Consider the following 18,460-nt stretch of genomic DNA (forward strand, 5'->3'; position numbering starts at 1 on the left):
CTCTTCAGTGACGGCTGCTCAACAGCGATAGGCTAGAACAAACCGATCAATGCCTGTTAAATCAGGGTGGATCTGAATCTGATCGTAGTTTCCCTGCTGTTGCAGCAAAGCGGCGACTGCGATCGCCTGTCCTGCCATCGTTTCTACTAGCCAAATGCCACCAGACTGCAAATACTCTGGTGCCACTGCGACCAAGTGTCGAAGACAATCGAGTCCGTCAGCGCCCCCGTCTAGCGCCAGATGAGGTTCGTGTCGGGCAACTTCTGGCTGTAGTGCTGGCACCATCTCGCTGGGAATATAGGGTGGATTGGCAACCATGCCGCTTAACCTGCCTCTGAGGTGAACCAATGGCTGTAGCCAGGAACCTTCATAAAATTGAATATGCTCTGTCAGGTGAAGCGTTTGGGCGTTGGACTGCGCGATCGCCAACGCTGCTGCACTGCAATCGACTGCGTGAATGGTTGCTGCCGGAAAGGCTGTTGCTAGACCGATCGCGATCGCGCCGCTGCCCGTGCCTAGATCTGCCCAGTGTTGGTGGGAGAGGTGGGGTGTGGGGCGTGGGGTGTGGGGTGTGGGGGGTACTGCCGCGATCGCCAAGTCGATCAAGCATTCCGTCTCAGGTCGGGGAATGAGTACTGCGGGTGAAACGTTAAGTAAAAACTGTCTCCAGGGGGCAACGCCAGTGAGATACTGCACTGGAACACGATCGCGGATACGGTGTTCCCAGAGTGTTGTAAGTTCAGAGAGGGGCAAGCGGAGCAGAATTTCTGCCTTATCTTTAAAAGTCTCTAGCCGCAGCGATGGTCGGTCTAGCCCAGCCAAGTCTTGCAGCAGCCAGTCTACTTCCTCAAGGGGAATATCGGCAGCGATCGCCTGTTGACGGGCAGCTTCTCGCCATTGCCAGAGTCTTTGCCCAGATACACAAAACTCTCGCCTCAACGACTGAGGCGAGAGCGGGTCTGAGTCTTCTCTAGTGATCACTCATCCCTCCGCACGACCTACTTTTTGGGAGCAGGAGCCGCTGCGGGTTTGTTGGTTCCGGGTGCGCCTTGCGGCGGCGCGATCGATTTGATAAATTCGATCGATTGCTGCGGCGGCACCAGCACAATCTGGTTCAGTTGGGGATCATCCTTTGTCCGTAAGACCTCCATCAACCCTTCCAGGTTAAGCACCTGCACTTCAATGCTTGATGCCATAGCGGGCTGCTGTTGCTTAAAGCGATCGAGCAGGCTCTGCAATTCTTCCTTGTTAAAGAACATAGGAATAATTGATTTGCCATCTTGCTGAATCGTCAAATACCCTTTGTCCTTGCCACCACGGGCAACAAAGAGCGGTGTGCCGTTAAATTGCTGCGGCTGTTGTCCACCTTGTTGCTTTAACAGCGAAACAGCCGTATCAACTTGCTGTTTGGACGGCACGTAAGCAAAGTCGAGCTGTTCAGGCTTACCTTTGTTGGTTTGATTGAGTTGGTAGACCTCAGCTAACGAGACGGGTACCACCTTGACGTTCTTTGCCAAATCCGGGTTTTTAGTCTTAAGGTTGTCCAGAAAGGTCTGAGCATCTTTCTGATTAATGAATACCCCTGCGACCGCTGCTCCTTTCTGCCCAGTGGGAGGAGACGCAACTAGAGGGGCACCCTGCGCGTTAGCGATCGTAAAGACAGGGACGGGGCGAAGCTTCTGGATAATTTGCTCTTGGGGAATGGCAAGCGCCTGCAAGGTACCTGCTAAAAACGACCCCATAAGAGCGCTTCCAACTAGCCCAGCGGTTGCACTCCAGCGAACCAATGATTTCATGACTGCTCCTGGCACTAAAACGGCAAAAAGTTTACAGGGAACTGGATTCAGACTTTAATCCAGGTGAACGGAGAGACGACTAAACTCGATGGCGCTTGTTTGCCTACCCATTCTGATGCATCCAGCGCAATTTGTAAAACTAACGCAGTGGCGGGCTACTGATGAATGTCCAAACGAACTTTGCCTAAATGTTGAGTCCGCTTTGACCTCTATGCGATCGTGACTGACTCAACGTTGAAAGTGTAGCGCCTACCTGTTCAGTGCTAACGCGTGCCTTCAGTGGGCGATCGCTACACTGCGACGAGACAGACCCTTCCCATGCAGAGCGCCCTGGTAGAAACATTGAGCTAAGTTGCTGGCATCGATAAGTTGCTGGCACCGAACAGTGCGATCGAGAACAAGTTTTCGGAACACAACGTCACCCAAGCATCGTCCGCACTCATCCCCACTGACCGCACCGGGCGAGAAATAGTTCCAAAGTAAATGGCAAGAGGTATCGCTTCTTGTGTGCTAGCGATGATTAGAGAAGATTGTTCGCTCATCAGGTTGCCCTACACTTCGGATCGAGAGGACACCGAAGCACTCAACTGAATCCCTCTCCGCTACGCCATGAATCGATCCCTGTGCGCAAGCAAGGAGCTTACAGATTCAGCCTACCTGTAGAGCTTTAGCAAGTTTAGAAGGGCAGACTACGTTCGCCTCTGGCTTGACACTGTGGCGATCGATCAACCTGCCCGGACTCAAAACACCATGGTTGCAAAAAAGTTTGAGCGCCTAAGCAATGGAACAGCAAGCACACAACGCCTTCTTACCAGCGGTACGGGGCAATCTGTGAGCAGACAGTCGCGCTAAGTAGGCGATCAAGTGGTTACTTCTTCGCTTTCGCTTTTGTCTTAGTCGCTTTCTCCTCTTTTTCTGCTTTCTCCTCTTTGGCTGGAGCGACCTTTTCCTTAAACAACTTGCCAGCCGAGAAGGCGGGTACAGTGGTTGCAGGAATCTTAATCGGCTTGCCTGTGCTGGGGTTGCGTCCTTCGCGCTCTTGACGCTGGCGGGCTTCAAACGTGCCAAATCCGACCAGGGTCACTTTCTCGCCAGCGGAGACCGCTTCGATAATTGCATCGACTGCCGCACTCAGTACTGCATCCGCATCTTTCTTGGTAATTGATGCCTTTGCTGCGATCGCGTCCACTAATTCACTCTTGTTCATGGCGTGAGACCTTAGTATTGTTGATTCAAATGTGTGCCGTGATTATAGTTCAGCTATTTGCAGATGGAGCAATAAATCAAGATTCAATCATTGTTAATGACGTTTTATTCATAGTATCCCTACTCACTGTAAGATTCACTGGCTCGGTACCCCATAGAATGACAGGGCACAAACCGCACAAATATTACCGGATGTAACGTAAGAATCGCCTGCTGCCGCCAGCCCAATTTCACCGTAAAAGGTAATGCACTTGGCGTAGATTTTGATGCTATGAATCCTGTTATGGCTCACTACGAGCTAAGCTGTAGATCTGACTTGCTGTTCTTAAAGCCTTTCAGGACAGGGTTTTCAGACTTTTGAACCAATGTTCACGATCGCATCTAAGCGCAAGAAAGGGTTCTCCTGATCGCTGACAGACCCAGCCTTGCTGAGGGTGAGCATACGCAATCAACAAAACGGGCTGCTGCTTTGAGCAATTTTACTCAAGCAAAATAAAAAAGCAGACGGATCTACAGATCCATCTGCTTTGTCGGCATGGCGAATGATTGCCGTCGTCGATCGCTAGTAGGTTTCCACGTGCCAACGACCAGCTTTCTTTAGCTCTCGCTGGTACACTTTCCAGTCCTTGCCTTCTTTAGTAGCCTCAGCCGAGAGAGCAGCGTCAATGCCGTCTTCCATGCCCTTCAGACCGCAGATATAGACGTGGGTTTTCTCGTCTTCAAGCAGTTTATAGATTTCTTCGGCGTGTTCTGCTACGCGGTGCTGAATATACATTCTGCCGCCTTCGGGGTTTTTCTGCTCCCGGCTGATGGCATACGTAACGCGGAAGTTATCAGGGTACTTCGCCTGTATTTCTTCCAGTTCCTCTTTGTACAGCACGTTGGGCGTTGTTGCCACACCGAAGACCAGCCATGCCAATCCTTTGAACTGATAGTCAGGGTTAGCGGCTTTCTCGTTGTCCTTAAACATGCGCCACAGGTAAGCACGGAAGGGCGCAATTCCAGTGCCAGTTGCCAGCATGATTACTTTGGCATCCGGGTCTTCTGGCAGCAGCATTTCCTTACCCGTGGGTCCGGTAATTTTAATCTCGTCCCCAGGCTTCAGGTGGGTAAGGTAGGTAGAGCAGACACCGTAGACGGTTTCTTTGGTTTCTGGATGGGTGTATTCGAGCTGTCGCACACAGAGAGAAACTGTTTTATCATCTACGTCGTCACCATGACGGGTAGAGGCGATCGAGTAAAGCCGTAGCTTTTCAGGTTTGCCGTTTTTGTCGGTACCAGGGGGAATAATCCCAATACTTTGACCTTCCAGATAGCGCAAATCCCCTGCGGAAATATCGAACTTGACGTGTTGGCAAATACCGATGCCGCCTTCCTTGACAAGTGGTTCGTTAGAAATCACCCGTCCCACAAAGGGGCTGTTAGGACGATAGATATTCACGGGAATATCTGTCTTAGCCTTGGCTTGAGTCATAGGCTTCTTCTTTGCTCCTGGTTGGTTACCCTCTCCAGTTTCTACTTTTACCGCAGTTTCATTCTGTTCTGGGGTAACGTTCCCATTGATTTTAGAATCGGCATCCAACGGTTGAATGCTGACAATTTTGCCGCCCAATCGCGTAATCTGCTGCATGACTTCGTTCATGCGGTTGTAGGGCACGTTGATAAAGGTGCTGCCGCTTTGGCGAATAGGGTAGCTGACGCGATCGGTTTGGCTGTTCTGCCGCAATCCGACCACTTCATAACGAAAGACGCGGCTACCAGATGCCGTATTAGCAGTACTACCAACTGCGTTTGAGTTGTACATTTTGCTCAGTTTCTCCGGAACCAGACCTCATTTGTTGCTATTGTGCCGCATCTTGGTCTGTGGCGGGTGTGTTTGCGATCGGTGTAGTGCTGCTGGCGATCGTCCTGATATGGAACTTCTGTTTAACCTACACTGTTTAACCAACATACGAGTGCCCAAGCCGTTCTACAGTCCTGAATCACTCTGTCATGCCCTGAATCACTCTGTCATGAAGGTGAATCCAACCAACTGGCTCTTGCTGCCGAAGCCTTCAGCTTTAGAACGTTAGTCACGATGGCTATAAAGCGGCTCTAGCAACTTACCCCTCTGCTGCAATGAATGTTTACTTACAATCTGAGCAGTGAAAATCAATTCTTACTAAGCCTTGTGATGATGATCCCGTTTTTGGTAAGATGAAATCAGCGGTAGTACTAAATACTTACTCGATTCGGTTCAGGGTTCACCATGACTGAGGGTAGCTTTTGCTTTTCTGGTGACCTGCTTCCTGATACTGTGATGTAAGAACCTTTACAGTTTGCGATCGGTCGCTTTCGGCATGACTTTTTGCAGACTGGTCCGATCACTAATGCATCGCTGTTGCAGTTTAACTCAAGACATAGTTAGTAGACATCTTTTCGCTTAGAGGAAACCTATGACCAGTAAGCCAGACCGCGTGGTTCTGATCGGCGTTGCCGGAGATTCCGGGTGCGGTAAGTCCACCTTTCTGCGCCGACTAACCGATTTGTTTGGGGAAGATTTCGTAACGGTCATCTGCCTGGACGACTACCACAGTCTGGATCGGAAGCAGCGCAAAGAGACAGGGATCACTGCCCTCGACCCACGGGCAAATAACTTTGATCTCATGTATGAGCAGATCAAAGCGCTCAAACATGGTGCAGTGATCAACAAGCCGATTTACAACCATGAAACGGGTCTGATCGACCCGCCTGAAGGGGTTTCGCCTAACCACATCGTGGTGATTGAAGGCTTGCACCCTCTGTATGATGAACGTGTCCGTAGTCTGCTCGACTTCAGCGTTTACCTCGACATTAGTGACGAAGTAAAAATTGCGTGGAAGATTCAGCGCGATATGTCCGAACGCGGACATACCTATGAGGACGTGTTAGCAGCCATTAATTCTCGTCGCCCTGACTTCAAGGCGTACATTGACCCGCAAAAAGAATTTGCGGATGTGGTGATTCAGGTCTTGCCGACCGAACTGATCAAAGACGATAAAGAGCGGAAGGTGCTACGTGTCCAAATGATTCAACGCGATGGTGTGGCAGGGTTTGAGCCTGCCTATTTGTTCGACGAAGGCTCTACGATCGACTGGGTTCCTTGTGGTCGCAAGCTCACCTGCTCCTATCCCGGCATCAAAATGCACTATGGACCGGATGTTTATTACGGTCATAGCGTTTCGGTACTAGAAGTTGATGGACAGTTCGACAAGCTCGAAGAAGTCATCTACATTGAGCAGCACCTTAGCAAGACATCGGTTAAGTACAGCGGCGAACTGACAGAACTACTGCTGCATCACCGTGAATATCCTGGTTCGACCAACGGTACGGGCTTATTCCAGGTCTTGACAGGTTTAAAAATGCGGGCAACCTATGAACGCCTAACGGCGACGGAAGCCAAGATTGCGGCTAGAGTCTAGCCGTTGGCGCTCAAGCGCCTTGAATGAGTGCTCAAGCCTTTAAAGGGGACGTTAACGCGTCCCTTTTTCTTTAGGAGCAGTCTGCTTTCGCACAGCTAGTTGAGTGCTGGCGATCGCAATCAACGGGCAAACTCTACGACGGTTTCCGTGCCCAGTCGCTGCTTTTCCAAAGAATAAAAAAGAGGGTGCTGGCAAGCAAGGCACCCAGATTCCATTTGATTGAGTTTTTGAAAAGAGTTTGCTTTTGTGCAGCGCGATTCTCTTCAATCTGAGTCTGGACTTTTGCGCGAACAGTGGTCAACCGCGCAAGAATTTCGGTCTTTAACGCCTGTGGTTCTTTAGTTGGGTCGATCGGAATGCCTGCTTTTGCTGCCAGCGCCTGGATCGCACTAGGGTTGCTTTGGTTGAGCTGGCTTTCGATTTTGTTGAACTGGGAAAGCTGCTGTTCTGCCTGTCGATTTACTTGCTGATCGTTCTGAAAATCCAAACGAGCCGTACCGAACACACCCAAGGGAATTACCAGCAAACAGACGATCGCCAACGCCAAACAAACCCAGGACAGCACCTTGAGCAGAACTTTTTCGAGTCGATTGCGATCGTAAAACTCACCGAAAAAGACGAGTGCCATACCCAGTAGAGGCACAACTACCCGCTCAATTAGGCTGCCGATCGCCTGAACCTCCCAAGCAGGATTTAAAAACTTCGGCGGGTACAACACCTGGACTAGATCCATGAAGGCGTAGCCGAGCAAACCATAGCCAATCCAACGGAATCTGTGGATCGATCGATTTTCAGTCGTTGATTCAGCCATAACGCTGGGGTCTCCTCTGACAAGATAGGCAAGTTGACACTACACCCACAAAAGGGTTCGTTCCGCCAAGAACCCGAACTGGTTGCTTTCTTCCACCCTACATGCAGGCGCTATGGTTAGACTACACCGCGCCGCGCTCAGCGGGTGGAAAGTTGGGCTGCCACCAACGGTACCAGGAGAACCAGGCAGTTTCTAGTGTTTTGTAAGTGTTGTCTAGCGTTGCTGTGTCAGCCTTAGTGTCAAGCGGCACAGACATGAGAGTCCATAAACAGCGGCGATCGAGCAGCGGCTGTTTTCCAGCCAGCCACGGTAGAACGCGGGTCGGTGTGAGGTCATGGGCGCGAAGATTTTGCACGAACTGCTGTGCCGTCACAGTGCTTTCGCCTCGTGGACTGATGCAAGCACTCAGATAGGCACGTCCTTGATGCGGCAGCACACCATAAAACCCAAGCTTGGGCTGATATTTTAAGACAAGACGGTTGTTGTCCTGCCGAATGGGAGTATGGACAAACAGAAAGCGGTTCACGTCGCCGTCTCCTGCCATATAGCGCAGTTCGACCTTGAGCGACTGATCACTCCGACGATATTGATACTCCTGCCCCGCGATCGCTTCTGGAAGCGGCTGCAGCACGGCACTAGAGGTGGCTTGCCAATCAGGTAAGGGGATTGTCGCTGGCAGACTGTAGGAGGGCTGCGTTTCGGCTGCTTTGGGAGCCACGATCGCCCTGCCTAATACGAACAGGGCGCTACCAAAACTCAGCACCAGCAAAGTCATCCGGGCGGGTTGCCAGACCGTGTTAACCATTGGACTGGGTACCTGCATCTGGAAGCGTCGGGGGAGTACGTAAGAACGCCAGCCAGCAAAAACCGCCGAAAAGCCCCACGGCGATCGCAGCAAAAATGAGCGAACCGTCACCTGTATGCCAGTAATCAAACGCACTTTTTTGTGAGAATGCGACTAGCACTGCCATCAGCGCTACCCGTGCGGCGTTCACCAGAAACCCAATCAAGACTGCCAGCACCACGGAAAACAGTTGCTGCCCCACTGAACGCAGCGAAAACATCATGACAAACAGCACAGAGAGGTATAGCATTTGCAACATGCTGCTGACACCAGAACAGGCTCCGTAGACATCCACACGTCCTGTTGGTAGCAGCAGTGATAGACCCTCAAGGCGGATATCAAACCCGGTATACCAGAGCATAAACGCAGCCACCTGAGCCGTGAGCCTGGGCAAATTGATCAAGTCCAAGCCCAACTTTAGAAGTGGATTGAGCGTTAGCAGCCCAAAGATGAGTAGCTCCTTCCAATATTGACGCAACCCGCCCAGACCAGACGCAAGCAGCCCCAATCCCAGCACTGTCACGACCGGAAAACCTCTGAGAAAAGAGCCTGATGTGGGCAGGGTTGAACTGAGGAGCAGCAGCCCTAGCAGCAAACCGCCGCCGATCGTGCCGCCGATCGCGCCACTGTCTAGCATGAGAACGTGTCGCCGTTCCCACACCAAAAAACCGATCGCAAACCACAGCAAGGTGTACGTGGCAAACAGCTCTTGCGCCAACTCTGGATCGCTGGTGCGACTTAGCAGCGTTAAATGTAGCGCCATCATGGCAACCGTTGTGCCAAGCAGCCAGAAGGCTGGCTTTTGGAGGCGATTGAGTAAGTCCATCATGGGTATTTAGTTTAACAGCCTGCTTGCGATCGAAAGAGGGACTGCCGATCGCTCCTCAATTACCCTTAAAGGAAGATACGCACACCTAAAGTCTCTGCCAACACGACGAGCAAAACCACACCTTCATAAAAAGTTCATACTCAATAGTACTCAGCGCAACGAAACAGCGTTAGCCAGGGGCAACAGTCGGTTAACGGCGAACCTGTCTCTTGATTAGAGCCAGCACGGGCAATCAAGCTTGTGTTTGAAACCCTCTTTTTGGAACCTGATCCAACCCCTCACGACTTACCTAAAGGAATACGACGACAAAACCGTCGCGCAACTTTGAAGGCTGAATATATAATGACAAGCGTTGCAGCAGTGACGTGCTAAAGATCTCCATCCTCAGGATGAGCCACCTTCAGGATTAGAACCATGAGTGAAGCTGATAGCCCCAACGACCAATCTGGTTCGCCCGCACCCGCCGAGCCAGTCGAGTTAAGCGCTGCCCTTGATTCAGCCGCTGCTGCGGTGCCGAGTCCAAATAACAGCGAAGGTTGGCAAACCATTGATTTCCCTGGAGCAACGAGTGTTGATGCGATTCCGCACAGACTTGCAGAACCTGTAAAACCCAGATTGGCAGAGGATACGCTCATTTCTCAGGGGGTTATTCACTACAGCAGCGCTGCAATCGACCAGGCAACTCCGTTTGCGTTCTCTGCTGAAAGACCGGACGACGCAGCATTACGGCAGCAGTTACAGGATGAGAATGCTGCCTTGCGCGATCGTCTTGCCCAGATGGAACTAGATCTGGCGCAACAGCAAATCGAATGGCAGTTGGAGTCAGCACACACACAAACTCAATCCGAGGCAGCAGCGGTCACTACAGCAGCGTCGGCAGGCGTGATCAAGTCTTCCACCCTTGAGCCGATCAATGAACGCTTGAGCCAGCTCTTGCAAGAGCTAGAGCGATCGCACCAAGCCGCTCAACGACAGCAAATTTTGGTCGAAACGCTGACCGAACAGTTGGAGAGCAGCCAGGAACGAATCGCCCAATTAGAACGGGACTGTGCGTTGACTCAGCAGCGCCATAACGAACAGGTGCAGCAAGTGCTACAAGCAGAAGGTGCCTGCCGGGATTTGCGCTTGCGCCTGCATCGCCAGCAGCAGCAGACACTGCAATTCAAAGCGGCGCTCGAAAAATGTCTTGAAATGCCAACTGCCTACGGGCAACAGGTGATGCCTGACATGGCGATCGATCACAGTGCCGCAACTCCAGACGCTCTTACTGCCTTACTCAAGCCTAAAAACCAACCCGTGAAGCCCTGGTCGCTACCTCGACAAGCGCACGAGCCAGAACAAGACCAGACAGAGCGATCGAAACCCCTGTTTAAGCTCTTGAATGGGCTGTCAGTTGAGAGCAATGAAAGCAGCGGACTTCAAGACACGCTTCCGACTCCTGCTGACCCATCAGCCCTGCTCGACTCTGACGATCCAGAGTTTGTCACGCAGTTGATGCAGCTCATCTTTCCCGCTAACGCTGAGCACCAGGCATCTACAACTGATGCGCTTCAGGCAGAGCCAATTTTCGATCGAAGTCCTTTTTTAGGCACAGGAACTGTCCCTGCTGACGCGACACCATCTGATGAGTCCAGTCCAGATAAGTTAGTCTCGACTGAGTCTACAGGCTGGGCAACAGAATCTCCTCAAGTGACTGAAGCCGTGAGTCAACAGGAAGATGCTGTGCCGCCGAACGCCAGCGCGATCGACAACGTCTCGACTTTAGCGTTGCCTGACGATCGCACGACCGATCCACTTTGGGATAACCTGGCAGCATTGATCGATCCTCCAAACAAGGTCGAAAGTAGCAAGGTTACGTCAGTCGTAGAGCCAACCTGTGTAAACGACGCGCTGGATTTAGACCCTGTCAGTGGCACCAGCATTCAACCGATCGCTGCCTGGACGTGGCGCGATCGCTTGGAAAAAGCCAGCAGACCGCAATCAGTTGCACCTGAAAAAGCACTACCTGAGAGAGTGGTATCTGAAAAAGCAACTCAGAGTCCAGCTAAGCTGCTGGCGCTCAGTTCTGTGAGTCAGCAGACAGTGAGTCAGCAGACGGTAAATCAGCAGACAGTGAGCGTTTCCAGCCATGCTGAGTCCATGTCAGCGCCCTTTGCGACGGTAGCACCCTCTCCGATCGTGTATCCCCTTCGCGCCACCAAAAAGCTAGCCTCATTAGCGGCTGTAGACCTACCCACATTTCCCAAACGCTAGAATTCGTCTGCGATCGGCTCAATGGGGTTTTCCAGTAAGGGGTAGAAGGTAGAGGGACAAACGAACCCTAGACCGATGCATGGGTTTGCTCTTCCACCGTTTCAATGGTTTCAGGCTGCGGTGTCTGCGGTCGTCCAACACCGTCAGTTAATGTGTAGCTTTGCGTCAACAACCATAGCCAGAAGCCTGGAAAGCTAGTTTCTAGCCACGGCTGGCTTTGACGCAAGAACGCGGGGAACCACCCCCTCACGAGGCTGCTCACAAAGGCAGTGATGGTAAAGTCGAAGTAGCTGCCCAGCCAGCGCCCAAACGCGACTGCTCCTGCCATATCCCAGATCCATAGCAACAGCTTTGGGTTTTTCCAGGCGGCAGTCAGCGCCATGCGGTTAAAGGTTAGCCAATCAACTCGGTCTTTAATGAAGGCTTCGGCGATCGCGGGTGGCTGGTCTGCCAAAATGCCAAAGAAGGTATTGAGCATCGCGTTGACCCTTTCGGGCGGCAGGTTTCGCCCGGTTGGTACCATCATGCCCTTAGAAAACAGCCAGGTAACAGCCACGTTACTCTGGTACGCACGAATTTGATTTAAGTGTTGGACGCTCAGCAGATCATGCTTCAGCGCTGTGTCGAGTAGATGGGTCAGGCGGGGTAGGTTCCGCACTAGTGAACCAAAGCCTGTGAAGATTAGCGGTGACTGCAAGGATGCGGCATCACCCAATGCAATGAGGCGATCGAATGCAACCAGTCGATCGCCCCTACCCGTCGTAAAGTGCCCTGGGATATAGCCAAACGTTGGCTTCTTCCAGACCAGCTTGTCCATGTCACAGCGCCGATACTCCGGCAAAATTGTGAAAAAGTCCTCGTACATCTCCAGCAGCGAACCAGGATTGTCAGGATGCACCTGGTGATAGTGGAACAGGTAAAAGGTGAGTTCTTCGCCATCGGCTGGAAACAGTTCCCAGATGAGCTGTCGCCCTCGTGAGATGTCGCCGTGACTATTGAGCACATCGCCATAGCGAGCATCCCATACGCCTGGTTCAAAGCCGCTAGCAATCACTGCCCCAACGGTTGGACAGACGCTATCGAAGGCGCGCCCACCGTTAAGCTGCCACGCGATCGGAGAAGCTGTCCCCATCGCATCAACTAGCAGCCGTCCGCTCACCGATCGCAGCGCTTCTGTTGGTAGGTGCTTAGCGTGAACCGTTACCTGTGAGCGATCGACTTCAACACGGGTAAATTCCGTTTCATCCCAAATCTCACCGCCATAGCTCCGCAACTTCTCGCCACAGGTTCGCAGCAGCTTTTCAGCATCCAGCCCCACATTCAACACCGTCGGCGTGTGCAGTACAGGTGCCTTTGACTCTGGTGGATTATTGGCATCAAAGAATTTGTGAAACCCGTCTACATACTCTCTGGCGATGACGCTTTCAAACTCATTGGGAGTAAACAACCCCAGGTTGATCAGGCTCTGGAACTCACTACGCGAGATATTCCACTCCCGATTCATTTTGCCAAATGGCAAGCGTTCTAACAGCAGCACCCGATAGCCCAATTTTGCCATTACCGCTGCGTGAATGACACCGAGCGCACCGCCGATGTAGATCAGGTCGTAGGAGGGTGAGGGGTGAGGGGTGAGGGAATGAGGAGATAGGGAGATGGGGGGATGGGGCTGTACGGTTGAGTCTGACCGCTGACCGCTGACCGCTGACTGCTGACTGCTCTGCCCTCTTCCCCTAAACACAACTTGTCGAGGCTGTTGCGGATTCTGCACACCCTCACGCCAGCGCTGCTCCCACCAATAGACGCGGGTGAGATCGTACTCACCATCGGGCATTCTTTGGAAATATTTGACCGTAAGCGGATACTGCTCAGCAAGAGCATCGAAAATAGATTGGCGAGAGAGGTCGATCGCGGGCGGTTGAGGATACTGATTGGGAAAGCGATCGCGTAAAGCCTGTGTAAGCTGCTCTAGCAAGCTTTTTTCTTGAGGCACTGGCTGCTCTGACCACCGAAAAACCTTGAGATACGTTGTGCGTTGGAGCGACCAGACAAAAATTACTAGCGCAACGGCTTCCCCTGCCTGAGTTTCCGCCCTATGGATTGCCGGAACTGTCGCTTGGGGGAACGTTAAGTGAATGCCACTGCTGCCAACGACTTTTACACCCGATCGGGGTTTAAACTCCTGCTGCAACCAGAGTTTGACAGCCTCTACGTCGGGGGTAGGGACTTCCAGATAAAGAACTTCCTTCATTTAGGGGAGCCAAGCTTTAATGAACTACTCAAGAAGACGAGGATAAGCATTGCCAAAGTGCGCTAAACTTCAAGTCACATTATGAGCTTAATAAACTTTACAAGTCTCTCATAAATCTCTTGGGGCTGCCTGCATTCGTCACAATATTGAATCTGCCATGAACTATCCTATTTCAGCGTTTACACCAGAAGGTGATGCCCTTCGACAAAAGTTTGTCGATGAGGAACTGATTGCAGCCGCGATCGTTGGGGTCGTTGATGTGGCGCGGTCTAATGGTCAATCGATCGAAGAGCTAACAGCCGAGGTTCTAGCAGATGACGCTTTGCTTGATTCTGAACAGCGACGCTGGTTAAGCGAAGTTATTGCAGTGGCATGGGAGCAGTTGCTCTGAGGGTGCCTTCAAGGTCAGCAATCATCTAGGGGCAGCGATCGACGACTACAGCCTTTAGTTTAGAGTGTGCAGATACCATCTTTTGCTGACATCTGAGACATTTCAAACTCCGGATCGATAGACTGGTGGCAGTATGACTGTTTACAACCTGTTTAAGAAAGGTATCACTGCACCTTGAATCCCAATGTATGAGCTAAGTCGGAGAATTCTTCGTGTTTGGAGAGAGCGTGTTGGATCTCGAATCCTGCCGTTGCTGACGACGGTTCGTTTCATTGGTCTGCTGATTGCCATATTTGCCCTGTGGGGCTTTTACGAGATTGCAGAGGAGGTTTTAGAGCAAGAAACGCAGTCGATCGATACTCGGATCCTAATAGCGATTCGACAATGGCACACGCTACCCCTCGATCGACTCATGCTGGTCATTACCAATCTCGGCAATCCCTCAGTGCTGCTAGTAGCAAGTTTGCTGTTGGCAGCGTTTTTGCTCTGGCGCAAACGACAAGCAGAAACAGTCACCCTGGCGATTGCGGCGATCGGTGCACTCGGTCTCAACATTGTGCTGAAAGCACTGTTTGCACGTTCACGTCCAGAGCTGTGGCAGCGCACGGTTGAAGTTAATTTCTATAGCTTCCCCAGCGGTCACGCCATGATGTCTGTAGTCGTTTTCGGCATCATCGGTTACTTACTGGCAACGCATGTGCCACGCTGGCGTAGCGCGATCGTCACTGTTACAGTCTTGCTTGTATGTGCGATCGGGTTTAGTCGCCTTTACTTCGGCGTTCACTGGCCCACCGATATTGCCGCTGGCTATGCTGCTGGCACTGTTTGGCTCGTTGCCTGCATCCTGAGCCTTGAGATCTGGAAACGCCGTTATCGTGAGATTCCCACTAAGCAGCGATCGCTCACCTCAGCATCAAGCCGGAAGTAGGAGAAAGGCAGAAGGCAGAAGGCAGAAGAGAGAAGGCTCTGAAGACAAGGAAGGTTTCTTACCAACAACCAACAACCAACACCTAGAAAATGGCACTCCCTCACCCCCTTACCCCTCACTCCTCACCCTCATGACTGCTGCTGTTTCACTCCAAAATGTTTATAAAGTTTTTGACAAAGCGCCCGTTGTCAACGATCTGTCTTTTGAGCTTCAACCAGGTGAGATGTTTGGCTTGCTGGGACCAAATGGCGCGGGCAAATCCACCACGATTAGGATGCTGACAACGCTGACTAAGCCTTCAGAAGGGCGGATTCAGGTAGCGGGTTACGATGTCGTGCGCCAGCGATCGCAGGTCAAGCAGCAGATTGGCGTTGTCCTTCAGCAAATCAGCGTTGACAGCGATTTGTCGGTCTGGGAGAACATGGAATTTCACGGGCGGTTGCACCATCTTCCTAATCCTCAACGGCAGCAAGACATCGATCGCTGGCTGGAGTATGTGGGACTGAGCGATCGGCGGGATGATCTTGCCAAAACCCTGTCTGGTGGCATGAAACGCCGTTTACAAATTGCCCGTGCGCTGTTGCACCAGCCCCACATTTTGTTTCTGGACGAACCCACAGTCGGTCTTGATCCTCAAACCCGTCGCCGCCTTTGGGAAATCATTCGTGACCTCAACAACCAGGGTATGACGATTCTGCTCACCACCCACTACATGGATGAAGTGGAGTACTTGTGCGATCGCATTGGCATTATGGACGCTGGTAAGCTCATCGAACTCGGCACCCTGCAAGATTTTCGCCAAAAACACGGCGAGGGTCTGGTGATGCAGCAAACCGACGATCGCTGGGACTACAAATTTTTTCCCACGATTGATGATGCCAACGCCTATCTCAACCAGCAGCCAGATAAAACTGGCATGATGGTAAGACCGTCTAATTTGGAAGATATTTTTGTGGAATTGACAGGACGAAATTTAGATTGAGGGCTAAAGGCTAAAGTATGAAGGATAAAAAATGGACGGTTGCCTTCAGATTAGTCAATTACGGCAGTTCGCAGCTAAATGAAGTACACCTCTTAGACCGAACGCTATAGTCCTGACCATTTTCACTTCTGACTCCTTCTAACGTCATTGACTCCTGAAGTCTGCTGTAACTTAGCCTTTAGCCTTTATACTTCAGCCTTTATACTTTTGCCTTCCCCATGCCTCGCCTTGCTAGTAAAATCGAAGCCATTTTGTACCTGAAAGCGCAGCCGCTCACTGTTGCCGAAATTGCTGAATTTGCAGCTTGCGATCGCGAGACTGCGGCAGAAGGGTTACTCGAACTCATAACCGACTACGCCCATCGAGATAGTGCGCTGGAAGTGGCAGAAACACCCAACGGCTATACATTACAGCTACGCGAAACGTTTCACCATCTGGTACAGACATTAGTCCCTGCTGATTTAGGTTTGGGTGCCTTGCGAACACTTGCCGCGATCGCGCTCAGAGGTCCCATTTCGCAGACAGAGTTAGTTGAGTTGCGCGGCTCCGGTGCATATCAGCACGTGCCAGAGCTGGTCGAACTGGGTTTTGTTCGCAAACGCCGACAATCAGATGGGCGCTCCTATTGGCTACAGGTCACCAACAAGTTCCATCAATATTTTCAAATGCATCAACTGCCGCAGGAGTTTGATCAACACGTCAAAGCAAAGCCTTAAACAATGGTTTGGGCTGCTAAGGAAGACAGAAAAAATTCCCTATGTCAGAAGTGCCATGACGTTACAAACGGTCAATCGCCTTTTCAGCGCCTGCTATAATTTCTAACAACTGGGGCTGTAGCTCAGCTGGATAGAGCGACCGCCTCCTAAGCGGTAGGTCGAGGGTTCGAATCCCGCCAGTCCCGTCGAACGAAAGTATACATGAGCTAAGGCTTGCAGGCATTTCCGATCGCTGAACGATTAGAATTTTGGTTCAGTTTGACTAACACTTGCAGGCTTTTTTTGACATTTTTGGGGTAATTTCGACCAGAAATTGGGGTAGAGATAAAGTGATTACTCCATGCCTTCCAAAGCGCCAAAACATAAAGCTGCTAAGAGGTCTGTACAGATCAAGCTTTCTCATGGGCATCTACAGCTTGTGTTTTCTCACATCGGCAAACGGCATTACCACCCAGTGCAGTCCTTCGATCATTGCCGCATTTGGATTGTTTCTCAGATAGCGAAATGTGGTGTGGTGAATGCCCAAAATTCTTGCGGCTTCGTGCTTTGTAATCAAAATGGCATCGCTGATGGGAAGATTCATCGTTCTCTCCAGAAGTAGGCAAAGAAGAAGTGCTGAAAGGTAGCCTTATAAACAGGTGTCTGGATCAAGCGAATCCAGCCTGAGCTTCGGTTGAAGGCTGACTTGCTGTTGCCGAACCTGGTCAGGGCTGATCACTACTCCCACATACTGGGGTTGCGTCACATGGCGAACATTAAAGTTATAGAGTCGCTGCTGTCCTGTCTGATCAAGGGTTTGGACACTCAGATTGGTGATGTTAGTGGTGGTGGCACCGGGGAACGTTAGGGGACGAATGGGGCGCAAAAAGAGTGTGTTTGCTTGCCTGGATGGAATCGAAGCATTCGCACCATAAACCAGACGCGAGGGATCGGCTAACAAAACATACGTGATGCGCTCGTGAGCTTGACTAAAGTCGATCGCCCTGGTCCCACCTGCACCTCTACGGCACTCTGCATCGCCGCCTCATGACTGATGACCTGGTAGGCTGGGGCAGCGATGGCTGGCAAGGGTATGAGGCTCATTAGGCTTAGACCAAGGGCAGCGTTGATCAAAAGGTGTTTCATCATGAGAGACCTCTATAGAAGCCATTTGACATCTTCCTGAGATCTCAAATGGCTTCTATAGGAATCCAGCTTGATTTTTGAAAGGGCTTGCATCGGAGATGATAGCAGGCAAAGCGTTTAGTCTCAGTCTGCTGGCAAAATTTCAGTTAGAATGCCACACCAGCGATCCCAAAGAAGGCTAACCGCTAACCGCTGACCGCCGACCGCTAGGCAATTGGCACCAGGTCTGCATAGTTGGCTGCAAGATCGGCTTCGGTCAGGCTATCAGCGGGATCTTGGGGTGTCCAGAGAAGCTCAAACGCCAGTAGAAAGCGCGATCGCAGCAATGTAATGTCTTCTAACACATCGCGCAGCAGTGACGTTGAATAAATTTCGTTGAACAACGGTGAGTCGTTGGCAGTGCCGAGCAACAGCGTGACGACAATGTAAGCCGGATGATTGCCAGGTTGTGGTGTTGGTAGCTGCTGGCTCACCACTCCATTCACGTTGACTAACGTTTCAGCGCTAAATTTAGCCCGCTCTTGCAAAGAGAATTGGTTGAATAACGCTTCTCCTTCTTCGCGGCTATCCACTGTTTGTGATCCGGCTAAAACGTGTGTCCAGAAATCAGCGTTCTCCAGCAGCACACTCGCGGTCTCTTGCAGCAGTTCAAAAAGCCCTTCTGGGGTTGCAGTGTTTGCCCGTAAAGCAATGTCCGAGAACTGGGTTTGCAGACGCTTTGCCCGCGATCGCAGTGCGACTTGCAGCCTGCTAACCGTCACAATGTCGTTTGTGAGTTCGTCGTTGGTCAGTTCGGTATTGTCAGCCGCTTGAATCGCTGATGCTGCCTGCAAATCTTGTTCCATAACACCCTAGTTTTAACGATTCAGTTGTAACGTTGTGCCTTGAACG

At 51.4% G+C, this 18,460-nt stretch carries 19 protein-coding genes and 1 tRNA gene; 7 read left to right on the forward strand and 13 right to left on the reverse strand.

The genetic code is table 11. The annotated features are described in order from the left end of the window. Window positions 1–18 precede the first annotated feature (18 nt). The 5 genes from prmC to cpcD/petH form a co-directional block, all read right to left on the reverse strand. Window positions 19–981, reverse strand: a complete 963-nt coding sequence (prmC, locus tag AC5JO6_RS00330) for a peptide chain release factor N(5)-glutamine methyltransferase (RefSeq protein WP_496079041.1) — start codon at window positions 979–981, stop codon at window positions 19–21. 17 nt (window positions 982–998) lie between these two features. Continuing rightward, window positions 999–1,796 carry a Tic22 family protein gene (locus AC5JO6_RS00335; RefSeq protein WP_496079042.1) on the reverse strand — a complete coding sequence of 266 codons (798 nt, stop codon included), beginning with the start codon at window positions 1,794–1,796 and terminating at the stop codon, window positions 999–1,001. A gap of 347 nt (window positions 1,797–2,143) precedes the next feature. Next, a complete protein-coding gene (locus tag AC5JO6_RS00340; RefSeq protein ID WP_496079043.1) occupies window positions 2,144–2,338 on the reverse strand; it encodes a hypothetical protein in 195 nt (64 codons plus the stop codon). Window positions 2,339–2,664: 326 nt separating this feature from the next. Continuing rightward, on the reverse strand, window positions 2,665–3,021 hold the full coding sequence (locus AC5JO6_RS00345) for an HU family DNA-binding protein (RefSeq protein ID WP_496079131.1): 357 nt from the start codon (window positions 3,019–3,021) through the stop codon (window positions 2,665–2,667). 543 nt (window positions 3,022–3,564) lie between these two features. Then, window positions 3,565–4,806: a bifunctional rod-capping linker CpcD/ferredoxin--NADP reductase PetH gene (gene cpcD/petH / locus AC5JO6_RS00350; protein ID WP_496079044.1), complete on the reverse strand. Its 1,242-nt coding sequence runs from the start codon at window positions 4,804–4,806 to the stop codon at window positions 3,565–3,567. 631 nt (window positions 4,807–5,437) lie between these two features. Between cpcD/petH and AC5JO6_RS00355 the strand changes: the two genes are divergently transcribed. Beyond that, window positions 5,438–6,442 carry a phosphoribulokinase gene (locus tag AC5JO6_RS00355; protein ID WP_496079045.1) on the forward strand — a complete coding sequence of 335 codons (1,005 nt, stop codon included), beginning with the start codon at window positions 5,438–5,440 and terminating at the stop codon, window positions 6,440–6,442. A 133-nt stretch (window positions 6,443–6,575) separates the two neighbouring features. Here the strand turns inward: AC5JO6_RS00355 and hpsJ-A are convergent, their stop codons facing one another. From hpsJ-A to crtA, 3 genes are all read right to left on the reverse strand, one after another. Beyond that, a complete protein-coding gene (gene hpsJ-A, locus AC5JO6_RS00360) occupies window positions 6,576–7,253 on the reverse strand; it encodes an HpsJ-like protein, cyanoexosortase A-associated (protein WP_496079046.1) in 678 nt (225 codons plus the stop codon). Window positions 7,254–7,374: 121 nt separating this feature from the next. Continuing rightward, on the reverse strand, window positions 7,375–8,058 hold the full coding sequence (locus AC5JO6_RS00365) for a cyanoexosortase A system-associated protein (protein ID WP_496079047.1): 684 nt from the start codon (window positions 8,056–8,058) through the stop codon (window positions 7,375–7,377). Further along, complete coding sequence (gene crtA / locus AC5JO6_RS00370) at window positions 8,051–8,926, reverse strand: cyanoexosortase A (protein ID WP_496079048.1); 876 nt, start codon at window positions 8,924–8,926, stop codon at window positions 8,051–8,053. Before crtA ends, AC5JO6_RS00365 begins: the two co-directional genes overlap by 8 nt. 414 nt (window positions 8,927–9,340) lie before the next feature. Between crtA and AC5JO6_RS00375 the strand changes: the two genes are divergently transcribed. Next, on the forward strand, window positions 9,341–11,179 hold the full coding sequence (locus tag AC5JO6_RS00375) for a hypothetical protein (RefSeq protein WP_496079049.1): 1,839 nt from the start codon (window positions 9,341–9,343) through the stop codon (window positions 11,177–11,179). A gap of 67 nt (window positions 11,180–11,246) precedes the next feature. On the opposite strand, the gene AC5JO6_RS00380 is transcribed toward AC5JO6_RS00375, so the two are convergent. Next, the gene (locus AC5JO6_RS00380; protein WP_496079050.1) at window positions 11,247–13,427 is read right to left on the reverse strand and encodes an NAD(P)/FAD-dependent oxidoreductase; all 2,181 of its coding nucleotides are present in this window, start codon (window positions 13,425–13,427) and stop codon (window positions 11,247–11,249) included. Between the two features lie 157 nt (window positions 13,428–13,584). Here AC5JO6_RS00380 and AC5JO6_RS00385 point away from each other — a divergent pair, with 157 nt between their 5' ends. From AC5JO6_RS00385 to AC5JO6_RS00405, 5 genes are all read left to right on the forward strand, one after another. Next, window positions 13,585–13,818: a hypothetical protein gene (locus tag AC5JO6_RS00385; RefSeq protein WP_496079051.1), complete on the forward strand. Its 234-nt coding sequence runs from the start codon at window positions 13,585–13,587 to the stop codon at window positions 13,816–13,818. A 184-nt stretch (window positions 13,819–14,002) separates the two neighbouring features. After that, window positions 14,003–14,746: a phosphatase PAP2 family protein gene (locus AC5JO6_RS00390; RefSeq protein ID WP_496079052.1), complete on the forward strand. Its 744-nt coding sequence runs from the start codon at window positions 14,003–14,005 to the stop codon at window positions 14,744–14,746. Window positions 14,747–14,876: 130 nt separating this feature from the next. Continuing rightward, window positions 14,877–15,728 carry a heme ABC exporter ATP-binding protein CcmA gene (ccmA, locus tag AC5JO6_RS00395; RefSeq protein ID WP_496079132.1) on the forward strand — a complete coding sequence of 284 codons (852 nt, stop codon included), beginning with the start codon at window positions 14,877–14,879 and terminating at the stop codon, window positions 15,726–15,728. Between the two features lie 218 nt (window positions 15,729–15,946). Further along, window positions 15,947–16,444, forward strand: a complete 498-nt coding sequence (scpB, locus tag AC5JO6_RS00400) for an SMC-Scp complex subunit ScpB (protein WP_496079053.1) — start codon at window positions 15,947–15,949, stop codon at window positions 16,442–16,444. Between the two features lie 111 nt (window positions 16,445–16,555). After that, window positions 16,556–16,629 (forward strand) — tRNA-Arg (locus AC5JO6_RS00405). 224 nt (window positions 16,630–16,853) lie between these two features. On the opposite strand, the gene AC5JO6_RS00410 is transcribed toward AC5JO6_RS00405, so the two are convergent. The 4 genes from AC5JO6_RS00410 to AC5JO6_RS00425 all read right to left on the reverse strand — a co-directional run bounded on the left by AC5JO6_RS00410 (window position 16,854) and on the right by AC5JO6_RS00425 (window position 18,414). Continuing rightward, window positions 16,854–17,027, reverse strand: a complete 174-nt coding sequence (locus AC5JO6_RS00410) for a hypothetical protein (protein ID WP_496079054.1) — start codon at window positions 17,025–17,027, stop codon at window positions 16,854–16,856. Window positions 17,028–17,072: 45 nt separating this feature from the next. Continuing rightward, window positions 17,073–17,384: a hypothetical protein gene (locus AC5JO6_RS00415; RefSeq protein ID WP_496079055.1), complete on the reverse strand. Its 312-nt coding sequence runs from the start codon at window positions 17,382–17,384 to the stop codon at window positions 17,073–17,075. Further along, window positions 17,378–17,572 carry a hypothetical protein gene (locus AC5JO6_RS00420; protein ID WP_496079056.1) on the reverse strand — a complete coding sequence of 65 codons (195 nt, stop codon included), beginning with the start codon at window positions 17,570–17,572 and terminating at the stop codon, window positions 17,378–17,380. The genes AC5JO6_RS00415 and AC5JO6_RS00420 overlap by 7 nt, the downstream gene beginning before the upstream one ends. Window positions 17,573–17,775: 203 nt before the next feature. Then, window positions 17,776–18,414, reverse strand: a complete 639-nt coding sequence (locus tag AC5JO6_RS00425) for a DUF1517 domain-containing protein (RefSeq protein WP_496079057.1) — start codon at window positions 18,412–18,414, stop codon at window positions 17,776–17,778. Window positions 18,415–18,460 lie beyond the last annotated feature (46 nt).

The organism is Tildeniella sp. (genome assembly GCF_059505325.1).